Source organism: Plantactinospora endophytica (genome assembly GCF_016862915.1).
Classification (GTDB): domain Bacteria; phylum Actinomycetota; class Actinomycetes; order Mycobacteriales; family Micromonosporaceae; genus Plantactinospora; species Plantactinospora endophytica.
Map to the genome: position 1 here is coordinate 21,577 of NZ_BONW01000041.1, position 13,176 is coordinate 34,752.

9 protein-coding genes are annotated in these 13,176 nt (G+C 73.1%); 7 read left to right on the forward strand and 2 right to left on the reverse strand.

Going from position 1 to position 13,176, the window contains the following annotated elements:
- The first annotated feature begins 203 nt into the window (after window positions 1-203).
- Window positions 204-1,688 (forward strand): sugar transferase, encoded by a 1,485-nt coding sequence (locus Pen02_RS33565; RefSeq protein ID WP_372445720.1) that lies wholly within the window; start codon window positions 204-206, stop codon window positions 1,686-1,688.
- A gap of 41 nt (window positions 1,689-1,729) precedes the next feature.
- Here Pen02_RS33565 and Pen02_RS33570 read toward each other — a convergent pair whose 3' ends face one another.
- Window positions 1,730-2,854 (reverse strand): PP2C family protein-serine/threonine phosphatase, encoded by a 1,125-nt coding sequence (locus Pen02_RS33570; protein ID WP_203870201.1) that lies wholly within the window; start codon window positions 2,852-2,854, stop codon window positions 1,730-1,732.
- 116 nt (window positions 2,855-2,970) lie between these two features.
- Between Pen02_RS33570 and Pen02_RS33575 the strand changes: the two genes are divergently transcribed.
- Window positions 2,971-3,447 carry a MarR family winged helix-turn-helix transcriptional regulator gene (locus tag Pen02_RS33575; protein WP_203870202.1) on the forward strand — a complete coding sequence of 159 codons (477 nt, stop codon included), beginning with the start codon at window positions 2,971-2,973 and terminating at the stop codon, window positions 3,445-3,447.
- A 372-nt stretch (window positions 3,448-3,819) separates the two neighbouring features.
- Here Pen02_RS33575 and Pen02_RS33580 read toward each other — a convergent pair whose 3' ends face one another.
- A complete protein-coding gene (locus Pen02_RS33580; RefSeq protein ID WP_239141731.1) occupies window positions 3,820-5,169 on the reverse strand; it encodes an ROK family protein in 1,350 nt (449 codons plus the stop codon).
- Between the two features lie 132 nt (window positions 5,170-5,301).
- On the opposite strand from Pen02_RS33580, the gene xylA reads away from it, so the two are divergent.
- The 5 genes from xylA to Pen02_RS33605 all read left to right on the forward strand — a co-directional run bounded on the left by xylA (window position 5,302) and on the right by Pen02_RS33605 (window position 13,147).
- Window positions 5,302-6,489 carry a xylose isomerase gene (gene xylA / locus Pen02_RS33585; protein WP_203870203.1) on the forward strand — a complete coding sequence of 396 codons (1,188 nt, stop codon included), beginning with the start codon at window positions 5,302-5,304 and terminating at the stop codon, window positions 6,487-6,489.
- Window positions 6,490-6,702: 213 nt separating this feature from the next.
- Window positions 6,703-8,121, forward strand: a complete 1,419-nt coding sequence (gene xylB, locus Pen02_RS33590; protein ID WP_203870204.1) for a xylulokinase — start codon at window positions 6,703-6,705, stop codon at window positions 8,119-8,121.
- A gap of 150 nt (window positions 8,122-8,271) precedes the next feature.
- Window positions 8,272-9,735: a hypothetical protein gene (locus Pen02_RS33595; RefSeq protein ID WP_203870205.1), complete on the forward strand. Its 1,464-nt coding sequence runs from the start codon at window positions 8,272-8,274 to the stop codon at window positions 9,733-9,735.
- 117 nt (window positions 9,736-9,852) lie between these two features.
- On the forward strand, window positions 9,853-11,358 hold the full coding sequence (locus Pen02_RS33600; protein WP_203870206.1) for a hypothetical protein: 1,506 nt from the start codon (window positions 9,853-9,855) through the stop codon (window positions 11,356-11,358).
- Window positions 11,359-11,539: 181 nt separating this feature from the next.
- The gene (locus tag Pen02_RS33605; RefSeq protein ID WP_203870207.1) at window positions 11,540-13,147 is read left to right on the forward strand and encodes an amidase family protein; all 1,608 of its coding nucleotides are present in this window, start codon (window positions 11,540-11,542) and stop codon (window positions 13,145-13,147) included.
- Window positions 13,148-13,176 lie beyond the last annotated feature (29 nt).

The window sequence follows — 13,176 nt, forward strand, 5'->3', positions numbered from 1 at the left end:
CGTACCGGCCACCGTGCCGGTGCGGCGGGCGTCGCGTTGCCGAACGTGAGCAGCCGGACGACCGGCGACGCAAACAAATGACAGTAATCTGTCGGAAGCTCTCGGTGATGCCCCTGGTAGGTGAAGATGTCGAAGTGCCTCCGGGGCCGTTCGACGAGGCAGCGAGCGGCTTATCGGGTGCCCCCTGGAGCGAGGGAGGGCCGGTGACGTCGGCGACTTTGCTGAGCCCCACCACGATGCCTCCGGAGTCGACCTCGGGGGCATCCGCGACCTCGTCCCGGATGCGTCAGCGCGGCTACATCCGTACCCTGCTGGTGCTCGACACCGTCATCCTGGTGCTGGCGGTGATCGGCGGCTACTTCGCCCGGTTCGGCGGCGACGAGGCGCGCGGCTCCGACATCCCGTACGGGATCGTCGGGCCGGTTCTGGTGCTCGCCTGGCTCGCCTCGCTCAAGGCACTGCGTTGCTACGACCACCGGGTGCTCGGCTACGGCGCCGACGAGTACCGTCGGGTCACCTCGGCCAGCCTGCGGCTCGCCGGAGGGATCGCGATCGCCGGCTACCTCGCCAACGTGGGGGTCTCGCGGGGCTTCCTCGGCATCTCCTTCGCGGTCGGCACCGTCGGGCTGGTGGTCGCCCGGTTCGCCGCCCGGAAACGGCTGCACTGGTCCCGGTCCCGGGGCGCCGGCTGGTCCCGGCGGGTGCTCGCGGTCGGCGACACCGCACACGTCCTCGAACTGGTGCACACGCTGCGCCGCGAGCCGTACGCCGGCTACCAGGTGGTCGGCGCCTGCATCCCGGACGCGCTGCTCGCCCCGGTGCCGCAGCGCCTCGGTGACGTACCGGTGCTGGGCTCGTTCCGGGCCATCGTCGACGCCGCCTCGGCGATCAACGCCGACACGGTCGCGGTGACCGCCTCGAACGAGCTGACCGCCACCCGGCTGCGCCGGCTCGGCTGGCAGTTGGAGGGGACCGGGATCGACCTCGTGCTGGCTCCGGCGCTGACCGACGTCGCCGGGCCACGGATCCACACCCAGCCGGTCGCCGGGCTGCCGCTGATCCACGTCGAGGCGCCGGAGTTCCGGGGCGCCCGCAAGGTGGTCAAGTCCTTCGTGGACCGGGCACTGGCCGCCACGGCGCTGGCGTTCCTGCTGCCGCTGCTGGCCGTCGTCGCGCTCGCCATCAAACTGGACAGCCGGGGATCGGTGATCTTCCGGCAGATCCGGGTCGGGCAGGGCGGCCGGGAGTTCGGGGTGTACAAGTTCCGGACCATGGTGGTCAACGCGGACGCACTGCTGGCCGACCTGGCCACCAAGAACGAGACCGACGGCCTGATGTTCAAGATGCGGGTCGATCCCCGGGTCACCCGGGTCGGCCGGGTGCTGCGCAAGTGGTCCCTCGACGAGCTGCCGCAACTCGCCAACGTGATGTTCGGGCACATGAGCCTGGTCGGGCCCCGCCCGCCGCTGCCGTCCGAGGTGGCCCGCTACGACGGCGACGTCGCCCGCCGACTGCTGGTCAAGCCGGGCATCACCGGCCTCTGGCAGATCAGCGGCCGGTCGGACCTGAGCTGGGAGGACGGCATCCGGCTCGACCTCTACTACGTGGAGAACTGGTCACTCGCCGCCGACCTGACCATTCTGTGGAAGACCTTCGGCGCGGTGGTCCGGACCCGGGGCGCGTACTGACCCCGGGTCCGAGACCTCCCCGCCCCCGGGGAAGGCGCGGGTCAGATCCCGCGCCAGTCCAGGCAGACCACCACGGCGTCGTCGATCAGGTCGCTGCCGACGAACGCCCGCAGGTCGCCGAGGAGCGACCGTACCGCCTCCAGCGGAGCCAACGGCCTGGTCCGGCGGATGGAGCGGTGCAGCGCGGTGTCGGCGTACCGGGCGGTGCGGGAGGTAGCGTCGACCACGCCGTCGCTGACGATGAAGAGCCGGTCGCCGACCGCGAGCTCGAACCGCTGCGACTGGTAGATGGTGCCGTCGAACATGCCGAGCGGGAACTGGTCGTCCAGCGGCTGCTCGATCACCTCGCCCTCGCGCAGCACGAGCAGCCGTGGCGAGCCGGCGTCCACCGCCGTCACCACCCCGGTACGCAGGTCCAACTCCAGCAGCAGCGCGGAGAGGTGCTGGATGCCCTGGTGGTAGGCGTAGATCGCCTGGTCGGCCAGGGCCGCCTGGTCGGCGAGTTCGAGGCCGGCCCGGCGGGCGTTGCGCAGCGCGTTGGTGCCGAGGCAGGTGAGCATCGAGGCGGTGACCCCCTCGCCCATGCCGTTGACCGTGGAGAGCCAGAGCCGCTGCCCGTCGTCGGCCCAGTCGAAGCTGTCGCCGCGCACCGCGTACGCCGGTTCGAGTTGGCCGGCCAGGCTGAACGAGGGACGGATCCGGCTCCGGCCGGGCAGCAGTTCCCACTGCATCTCGGCGGCCAGGGTCAGCCGACGGGTTCGGGCGCCGACGGCGTACTTGTCGGTGCCGGGGCGTACCGCGACCAGTTCGTGCGCCAGCGCGGTCGCCGCCTCCGCCAGCTCGTCGCGCCGCTCCGGGTCCTCGGGCGCGGGCGCGAGCCGGAGTACGCCGAGCCGCTCGCCGCGATGCGTCACCGGTAGGTAGAACACGCCGTCCTGCACCACCGGGGCCTGATGGTCGAAGCACCGCCAGGCGGGGCTGCCGGCCCCGACCACCGGATCGCCCCCGTGCAGCGGTACCAGCGCGGCGAGCCGGTAGTCGACCTGGAGCAGTTCCGTTTCCGCCGCCCCGTACGCCCTGGTCAGCTCGGCGCCGAAGCGCTCGACGACGAGGTCCGCCGGCGCCTCGGCCAGGGTACGGCGGACGTCGGTCAACCGGCCCGTCATCGTCGACCCGCCGGCCGTACCGTGCTGCCGGCCGGCCGTTCTGACCGGCCCGGATCCGTCGTCCGGGCCCGCGCCGATGCGGTCACCTGGATGTCGGCGGTAGTGTCGGGATCACCATGGCTGAATCCGGCGGTCCCGGCGGACCGGATGCGACGCTCGCCACGGCGGTGGACACCGCCGCGGCGGCGCTGCTGTCGATCTGGGACGCCGCCCGGGAGCGGACCAGCGGCCGGCTGTCCAGCTCGCAGATGCGCGCCCTGATGGTGGTCGAGCAGTTCGACGGGATCAACCTCCGCGGCCTGGCCGGGATCCTTGGCATGTTGCTCTCCTCGGCGAGCCGGCTGTGCGACCGGCTCGTCGCGGCCGGGCTGCTCGAACGGGAGCCGGGCCGGGCCGACCGTCGGGAGATCTCCCTGCATCTCACCACGGTCGGGCAGAAACTGCTCGCCGAAATCCGCGCCGACCGCCGGGCGCGGCTCGCCGAGACGCTCGCCGGGATGACTCCGGCCGGCCGGCAGGCGCTGCTGCGCGGGCTCATCGAGTTCGACCAGGCGTTCCGGGCGGACGTCGAGCCGACCGAACGTTCCGCCTGAGCGGAGCCTCGGCCGTCCGTCCGCGCTGTCCGGGCGTCGGTCGGGACGGTGGTCCGCGAGCCGTCGGCCGGGTCGTCGAGCTTTGCGCATCGGCGCTGGCACTCCTGTCGCCAAAATGGTTGCTGTTCGGAATAGTTGCTCGGGGGCAACAATAGCGAGCGGTTCTCGGCCTCCTCGCTGCGGTCGCCCCGGCCCCGCTGCCGCCGTTGACTGCCGGTCGAATCCGGTCTCCGCCGGTGATAACGAGTCTCGTCCGGGGACGCCGGATCTCGCCGGGGGACAACGAGGTTCGCCCGGACCTGCCGTGTCTCGTCCTGGCCGAGGACGGGCCTTGCCCGGGACGCCGAATCGCGCCGGGGACGACGAGGTTGGCTATCGGGCGGTGCGGCCGAGCCACCGGGCGGGCTGCTCCAGCACCGTACGGACGACCGAGCCGGCGGCCCCGAGTGCGGCGGCGTCCCCGCCGAGCAGGGCGGCCCGGACGGTCACCGGCGACCAGGCGGCGGTCAGCACCCGACGGCCGATCTCGGCCCGCACCGTCGGGGCCAGCCAGCGGGCCAGCGGCGCGTAGACGCCACCGAGCACCACCGTGTCCACGTCCAGCAGGTTGATCACCCCGGCGACGGCGACCCCGAGTGCGGTCGCCGCGTCGACCAGGGCCCGGCAGGCGGCCGGGTCGTCCCGGGCCGCCGCCTCGGCGAGCCGGGCGATCGCCGCGCCCGGCACCGGAATCCCCCGGGCGGCCGAGCCGTCGTCGGCCCGGTCGCCGTCGACGCGGAGCGGACCGTTCGGGCCGTGGCGCCGGGCGGGTCGGCCGGTCGAAGGAGCACGGGCGGACGGCGGGTCGGTCAGGCCGGCGGCGGCCAGGATGGCCTCCTGGCCGGCGTACTGCTCCAGGCAGCCGCGACCGCCGCAGCGGCAGGGCCGGCCCTCCGGGTGTACCGGCACGTGGCCGATCTCGCCGCTCCAGCCCCGGGCACCCCGGAACAGGGTGCCGTGCAGCACGATCCCGGCGCCGATGCCGACCTCGCCGGAGATGTAGACGAAGTTCGCCGAACCGGGCGGAGCGGCGTGCAGTTCGCCGAGTGCGGCCAGGTTGGCCTCGTTGTCCACGCCCAGCCCGCGCCCGCCCAGTATCGGATGCGCGCCGAGCAGGGCCGGCACGTCCACGTCCCGCCAGCCGAGGTTCGGGGCGAGCCGGACCAGCCCGGTGGCGGTGACCAGGCCGGGCACCGCGAGCGCCGTACCGGCCAGGGTCAGGTCCTGCCGGTCCGCCTCGGCCCCCGCCTCGCTGATCAGCTCGCCGACCAGGGACAGGGCCTCGGCGGGGGGCACCGGGCGGAGGTCGACCCGGCGTACCGCGCGGTGTCGTACCGTGCCGGTGAGGTCGACCAGGACGGCGGCGAGGTAGTCGACGTTGATCTCCAGCCCGAGCCCGGCCGGACCGTGGTCGGCGAGCGTGAGCCCCACTGCGGGCCGGCCGGCGCCGGACCGGGGCGCCGGGGCGACCTCGGTGAGCAGCCGTCCGGTGATCAGGTCGTCGACCAGTGCGGAGACGGTGGCCCGGGTCAGGCCGGTCGCGGTGGCCAGGTCGGCCCGGGACGGCGGCCGGTCGGCGGTGGCGATCTGTCGCAGCACCAGGGCCAGGTTGTGCTCGCGCAGGCTCGCCTGGCGGACGGCGGTTACCGCCGCGCCGACCGGCACCGCCGCGGGTTGCGCCACGGTATTGACAATGCCATACCGTGCTCAAATAATTCAACCGATAAACAAATCGGCCGGGTTGCCGGGGCGTCAACCCGGGGTTTCACACCCGCCCCTTTCCGCACTGTCGAGTCGGTCCCCTGGAGGTCAGCCATGGCATCCCCACCAACCCCTGCCGACAAGTTCTCCTTCGGCCTCTGGACCGTGGGCTGGACCGCCCGGGATCCGTTCGGTGAGGCGACCCGCAGCGACCTGGACGCGGTCGAGGCGGTCAACCGGCTCGCCGAGCTGGGCGCGTACGGGATCACCTTCCACGACGACGACCTGATCCCGTTCGGCTCCGACGACGCCGCCCGGGAGCACCACATCTCCCGGTTCCGCAAGGCGCTGGAGGAGACCGGTCTCGTGGTGCCGATGGTCACCACCAACCTCTTCACCCACCCGATCTTCAAGGACGGCGGCTTCACCAGCAACGACCGCGACGTACGCCGGTTCGCGCTGCGCAAGGTGCTGCGCAACATCGACCTCGCCGCCGAGCTGGGCGCAGACACCTTCGTGATGTGGGGCGGCCGGGAAGGCGCGGAGTACGACGCCGCCAAGGACATCCGGGCCGCGCTGGACCGCTACCGCGAGGCGGTCAACCTGCTCGCTCAGTACGTGATCGACCAGGGCTACGGGCTGAAGTTCGCCATCGAGCCGAAGCCGAACGAGCCGCGCGGCGACATCCTGCTGCCGACGGTCGGGCACGCGCTGGCCTTCATCAACGAGCTGGACCACCCGGAGCTGGTCGGCCTGAACCCCGAGGTCGGGCACGAGCAGATGGCCGGGCTCAACTACATGCACGGGATCGCCCAGGCGCTCTGGGCCGGGAAGCTGTTCCACCTGGACCTCAACGGGCAGCGCGGGATCAAGTACGACCAGGACCTGGTCTTCGGGCACGGTGACCTGATGAACGCGTTCGCCCTGGTCGACCTGCTGGAGAACGGCGGGCCGCAGGGCGGGCCGGCATACACCGGGCCCCGGCACTTCGACTACAAGCCGTCGCGTACCGAGGACTACTCCGGGGTGTGGGCGTCGGCGGCGGCGAACATGCGGACCTACCTCCTGCTGAAGGAGCGGGCGGCGGCGTTCCGGGCCGACCCGGAGGTGCAGGAGGCGCTGGCGGCCAGCAAGGTGACGGAGCTGTCGACGCCGACGTTGAACCCGGGCGAGACATACTCGGATCTGCTGGCGGATCGGAGTGCGTTCGAGGACCTGGACGTGGACGCGGTGGCGGGACGTGGGTTCGGGTTCGTGCGGTTGAACCAGCTTGCCGTGGAGCACCTGCTCGGGGCTCGCTGATTGCCTGTTCTGCCCACTGTTGGCGGTGGGTGGGGTTGGGGGCCGGATCGCCCGCTCTGGGCGGTCAGGCTTGATCCCGACGCGGGCGATCCGGCCCCCAACCCCTGACCCGGTCGGGGTGCGCGACCAGACTCGCGCTCCGATGCGGGTACGAAGTTTATCCGTGCTGACCTGCGATAACCGATTCCGCTGAGTCCAGAGGGAGGGCGTGAGGTGGCGCTCGTTGCCGGGGTCGACTCGTCGACCCAGTCGTGCAAGGTGGTGATCCGGGACGCCGAGACCGGCACCCTGGTCCGCAGTGGCCGGGCGGCGCATCCGGACGGGACCGAGGTCGATCCGCAGGCGTGGTGGGAGGCGTTGCGGTCGGCCGTCGAGCAGGCCGGCGGGCTCGACGACGTGGCGGCGGTGGCGGTCGGCGGACAGCAGCACGGGATGGTCTGCCTCGACGAGTCGGGTGAGGTGGTCCGGCCCGCGCTGCTGTGGAACGACACCCGGTCGGCGGGGGCGGCGGACGAGCTGGTCGAGGAACTCGGCGGCGGCGAGACCGGGCGACGGGCCTGGGCGGAGGCGGTCGGCAGTGTGCCGGTGGCCAGCTTCACCGTCACCAAGTTGCGCTGGCTGGCCCGGCACGAGCCGGAGAACGCGGCACGGGTGGCGGCGGTGTGCCTGCCGCACGACTGGCTGACCTGGCGACTCGGCGGTGCGGCGGGGCTGGACGCGCTGCGTACCGACCGGGGCGACGCGAGCGGGACCGGATACTGGTCACCGGCGACCGGGGAGTACCGGACGGATCTGCTGGAGCGGGCGCTCGGCCGAGTGGTGGCGGTGCCGACCGTACTCGGGCCGGCGGAGGTTGCCGGGCGGCTGCCCGGCGGCGCGGTGCTGGGGCCGGGGACCGGGGACAACGCCGCCGCCGCGCTGGGCGTCGGCGCCGTCGCGGGTGACGTGGTCGTCTCGATCGGTACGTCGGGAACGGTGTTCAGCGTCGCGGAGGCTCCGGCGGCGGACCCGTCGGGTGCGGTGGCCGGCTTCGCGGACGCGACCGGCCGGTTCCTGCCGCTGGTCTGCACGCTGAACGCGGCCCGGGTGCTGGACGCGGCGGCGGCGATGCTCGGGGTCGGCCTCGACGAGCTGGCCAAACTGGCGTTGGCGGCGCCGGCCGGTGCGGACGGGCTGGTGATGGTGCCCTACCTGGAGGGTGAGCGGACGCCGAACCTTCCGCTGGCGACCGGGGCGGTACACGGGCTGACCCTGCGGACGTCGACTCCGGGGCATCTGGCCCGGGCGGCGGTGGAGGGGATGCTCTGCGCGCTCGCGGACGGGCTGGACGCGCTGCTCGCGCAGGGGGCGACGGTGAACCGGATCATCCTGGTGGGCGGCGGTGCCCGCTCGGAGGCGGTACGCCGGATCGCGCCGGAGGTCTTCGGCTGCCCGGTGCTCGTGCCGGAGCCGGGGGAGTACGTCGCCGACGGGGCGGCCCGGCAGGCCGCCTGGGTCGTCCAGGGCGGGGCGCAGCCGCCCACCTGGTCCGCCGGCCGCTCCGAGGAGTACGCCGGTAGCGCCGTCCCGCGCATCCGCGAGCAGTACGCCCGGGCTCGTGACCTGATCCTGGACCGTCCGGCGGCGAGTTAGTCGCAGCGGGTTCTCCGCACGTTCATCGTCCGCACGGGCCTGTAGGCATCCATCCACCGATGCCTACAGGCCCGTCCGTCGATGTTTGGCACACTGCGGGTGGCCGGAGTTCCGGCTCGACGGTGTGTGAGCGGTGGGGAGGACTGCCGAATGGACGCTCCGGCGGCCGGTGACGTCTGGGAGTCGGAGGAGTCCGGGAAGCCGGGAAAGTGGGCGGAGGTCGGATCGGCCGGGGGTTGCGGGGCGGCGAGGTCGGGGGTGGGTCGGCGACCGGGCGGTCGGATCGGGGCCGTGCTGGAGTGGGTGCTGGTGGCGGCCGGGGTGGTGCTGTTGGCGGTCACGCCGAGGCCGCCGATGATGGGCGACGGACTGGCCCGCTACCAGGCGTTGCTTGAACTGCTCGAAGCGGGGCGGTCGCCGGAGATGGCGTACTCGCTGATCGGTCCGCTGTTCGCGACTCCGCTGTGGATGGTCGGCCGGTGGTTCGGTGACCCGCAGCCGGTGCTGGCGCAGTACAACATGCTGCTCTTCGGGCTCGGCCTGGTGGCGCTCTATCTGCTGCTGCGTCGTCGGATGGCCGGGCGGCTGCTCCGGCGGTTCCTGCTGCTGCTGGTCGCCGGGAGCATGGTCGCCGTGCACGTGCAGGACTTCTACGGCGAGATGTTCACCGCGACCACGGTCGGGGTCGGGCTGCTCGCCGCGACGCTGCCGGGGACCCGCCGGCCGACCCGGCTGGCCGGCTGGGTCGCGGTGGTGCTCGGGGTGGCGAACACGCCCGCCTCGCTGGTCGCGCTCGGCCTCGTGGTGCTGGTGCGGTGCGTCCGCGAGCGGCGGCTGCGTTACCTGTCGGCGCCGCTGGCCGCCGGGGCGTTGATCGCCGGGGAGGCGTGGCTGCGGTTCGGCGATCCACTGCACCGGGCGTACGTGAACAACGGCGGCGGGGAGACCGTGATGCCGTACTCGGGCCGGCCGGGGTTCTCCTATCCGCTGCTGCTCGGGGTGCTGGCGATCGTCTTCTCGTTCGGCAAGGGGCTGCTCTGGTTCACGCCGGGACTGTTCCTGCCGGCGCGGCGGTGGCTGGCGGAGCGGGACGGGGCGGGTCGGGCAGGCGTCGGTGCGGTCTGGTCGTCGTGGCTCGTCTTCGTGGCCGGCCTGGTGCTGGTCTACGCCTCCTGGTGGGCCTGGTACGGCGGCCTGTACTGGGGGCCGAGGTTCTTCCTGATCGCCATCCTGCCGGCCAGCCTGGCCATGGCCGTACGGCTGGGCGCGGCGGAGGCCGGGCCGTGGGCGAATCTCGCCACCCTGGCCGCCGTGGCGCTCTCGGTCTGGGGCGCGGCGAACAGCCTGGTGTTCGCGCAGCTCTGGCCGTGGACCTGCTACGACGACGACTACTACCTGGAGGCGCTCTGCCACTTCACGCCCGAGTTCAGTCCGTTGTGGTTCCCCTTCGTGCGGATGCCGGACGTGGCCGGGCCGCACCGGGCCGCGCTCGCCGGCTACGCGCTGGTACTGCTCTGGCTCGTCGCGCCGCTGCTCGGCCGGCTCGCCCGGCAGGCCGGTACGGCGATCGGCGGCCGGCGGCCGGCGCTGACCTGGCGGAACTGGCGCTGGTAGCGCGGTACCAGCACGTGCCGGTCGGTCGACGGAAGCCGCTCGACCTGGCCGGTCCGGCCGGGGTACGGGCCGGGGCGCGGTACCCGGGAGTGGCGTGGGTCTGGGATTCTCGCTGTCGTGCGCAGCGCTTCGTGGCGGTGGAATCCGGCGGAACGGCGGGTGTGGTCGGCGTTCGGTCGCGGGGCCGAGGTGGACCTGCGAGGGTCGACGCACCCGGTCCGGGCCGAGGTGCTGGCGGAACTGCTCACCGGTGGCGGTGACCGGGCGGCCGGCTCCCGGGCCGCGCTGCGGCTGCGGTCCGCCCGGATCGTCGGTCGGCTCGACCTGCGGCACGCCGAGATCACCGTTCCGGTGTCGATCGGCGGGTGCAGCTTCACGGACGTACCGGAGCTGACCGAGGCTCGGGCGGTCAACCTGGCCCTCACCGACTGCGACCTGCCGGGGCTGCGCGCCCGGCTGCTGCACCTGCGCGGCGACCTGGTGCTGCTGAACTGTGTCGTCACCGGTCCGGTCGACCTGCGGGACGCCCACGTCGGCGGCACGGTCACCCTGAACGGCTCCCGGCTGGCCGACCTCGCCCCGGCCGGCGACCCGGTGTTTCCGCCGATCGACCCGGGTACGGCGCTCGCGGCGGGCCGGCTCAGCGTGACCGGCAACCTGCACGCCCGGCAGGGGTTCGTCGCCGACGGCCAGGTCTGGCTCGGTGGTGCGACGGTCGGCGGGAACCTGGCCCTGGACGGCGCCACCCTGCGTCATCCGGCCGGGGCGGCACTGAGCGCCGACCGGTTGACGGTGGCCGGCAGCCTCACCGCCCGGTGGGGCTTCACCGCCGACGGCGACGTGCTGCTGATGCACGCCCAGATCGGCAGCCAGCTCAACTTCCACAACGCGCGGCTCCAAGGCGCGGCGATGTTCGCCCTGCACCTCGGCGGTGCCCGGGTCGGCAGCGTCTGGTTGACCCTGGCCGAGCGACCGGCCGGCCGGGTACGCCTCTCCGGCCTACAGGCCGACACGATCTTCGACGATCCGGCGACCTGGCCGGCGGAGCTGGACCTGATCGGCTGCACCTACCGGCTGCTGATCGCCCGGGCGCCGTCCCCGCCGCGCGAGCCGTCGCCGCCGGTGCCGGTGACCGTCCGGCAGCGGCTGGACTGGCTGCGGCGCAGTCCCGAGGGCTACACCCCGCAGCCGTACGAGCAGCTCGCCGAGCACTACCGGCGGAGCGGGCAGGAGGCGGAGGCCCGCCGGGTACTGCTGGAGCGGCAGCGGCGCCGCCGGGCCACGTTGCGGGTGCCGGGGCGGCTCTTCGGTGTCCTGGTCGACGGCCTGGTCGGGTACGGCTACCGCACCTGGCTGGCCGGCATCTGGCTGCTCGCCTTCTGGGCTCTCGGCACGCTGAGCTTCACCCTCGATCCGTCGGCGGCCCGGAATCCGGCCGAGGCGCCGGAGCGCAACGCCGCACTCCAGGCCCTCGACCTGCTGCTGCCGATCGTCAACCTCGGACACGACAACGCCTGGAAACCCGTCGGCGGCACCGAGTACGTGGCCGCGCTGCTGGTCCTGGCCGGCTGGGTGCTCAGTACGGCGGTCGTCGCCGGCCTGACCCGCACCCTCAATCGCTGACCAGGTCGGGCAGTTCCGGCGGGACGGGCCGGCACGAAGATCGTTTTACCGGCTGGAAATCGATCCGTATCGTAGCCTCAACATCAAGACCGTGTGCTTCCGAGATCCCCCTCATGCCCGGGCGCCCGTCGGCCGCCCCGGCGTGGCCTCATGGAAGGGCGTGCAGGTGCATCAATCCGCTGTGCCAACCCGGCCGCGACCCGCGTTCCGGCTCGTCGTACTCGCCACTGTCCTGACCGGCGTCGCCGCACTGGTCGCCGGCTCGCTCGGCGCCCCGTCCGAGGCGACCGGGCGGCACCGCCCGTTCCCGCTCGACCTCGAACGGGCGGGCATCCCGCAGATCCGCGAGGCGCTCGCCGCCCGGCGGATCAGCTCCGAGGAACTCGTCCAGGCGTACCTGGAGCGGATCCGGACGCTGAACACCAACGGCCCGGGGCTGCACGCCGTCCGGGTGGTCGCCCGGGACGCGGTCGCCCAGGCGAAGCGGGCCGACGAGGAGCGCCGCCGGGGCCGGGCGAAGGGGCCGATGCACGGCATCCCGGTGCTGATCAAGGACAACATCGACCTGTCCGGGCTGCCCACCACCGCCGGGGCGATGGCGCTGGAGAAGTCGTACCCGGCGAAGGACGCCTTCCTGGTCACCAGGTTGAAGTCGGCCGGGGCGATCATCCTCGGCAAGACCAACCTGACCGAGTTCGCCAACTTCACCACCAACGGGATGCCGTCCGGCTACAGCGGGCTCGGCGGCCAGGTGCTCAACCCGTACGACGTCAGCCAGACGCCGAGCGGGTCCAGCTCGGGTTCCGGTTCGGCCGCCGCTGCGGCGCTGGCCACCGTCACCATCGGTACCGAGACGTCCGGCTCGATCCTCAGCCCGTCGGCGGCGAACTCGCTGGTCGGGGTGAAGCCGACGGTCGGGCTGGTCAGCCGGACCGGGGTGGTGCCGATCGCCGCCAGCCAGGACACCGCCGGCCCGATGACCCGGACCGTCTACGACGCCGCCGCCCTGCTCACCGCGTTGACCGGGATCGACCCGGAGGACCCGGTCACCGGCACCAGCGCCGGAGTGGTCGGCACCGACTACACGAGGACGCTCTCCACGACGGCGTTGCGGGGCGCCCGGATCGGCGTCGCCAGCACCCCGACCGGCAACCAGGGCGTGCTGTTCACCGAGGCGCTGGACGTGCTGCGCGCCCGGGGCGCCGAGGTGGTGCCGGTGACGGTGAACACCGGCGGCCTGCCGCCGAGCATCCTGACGTACGAGTTCAAGCGCGACCTGAACGCCTACCTGGCCCGGCTGCCCCGCAGCGCGCCGATGGACACCCTCGACGACGTGGTGAAGTGGAACCTGGCGCACGCCGCCGAGGGCGCCGTCAAGTTCGGCCAGACCCAGCTCGTCGCCTCGAACGAGGTCGACCTGACCGATCCGGCGGCAAAGGCGGAGTACGAGTCGAACCGGGACACCGGGATCGCCGGGGCGCGGGAGCGGATCGACTCGGTGCTGACGGCCGGAAACCTCGACGCGATCGTCTTCGTCGGCAGCGGGTCCGCCGGGATCGGCGCGCGGGCGCAGTACCCGTCGGTCGCGGTGCCGATCGGGTACGACCCGGCGAACGGCCGGCCGGTCGGGCTGTCCTTCCTCGGTACCGCCTACACCGAGGCCCGCTTGCTGGCCCTGGCCTACGACTACGAGCAGGCGTCGCAGAAGTGGCGCCCGCCGTCAGAGGTCAACCCGTCGCTGTTCCGCTGCGCCGACGTCGGCGACCGGGCCGCGAGCTGCGCACCCTGACGTCCACTCCGCACGGAAGGACAGACCGT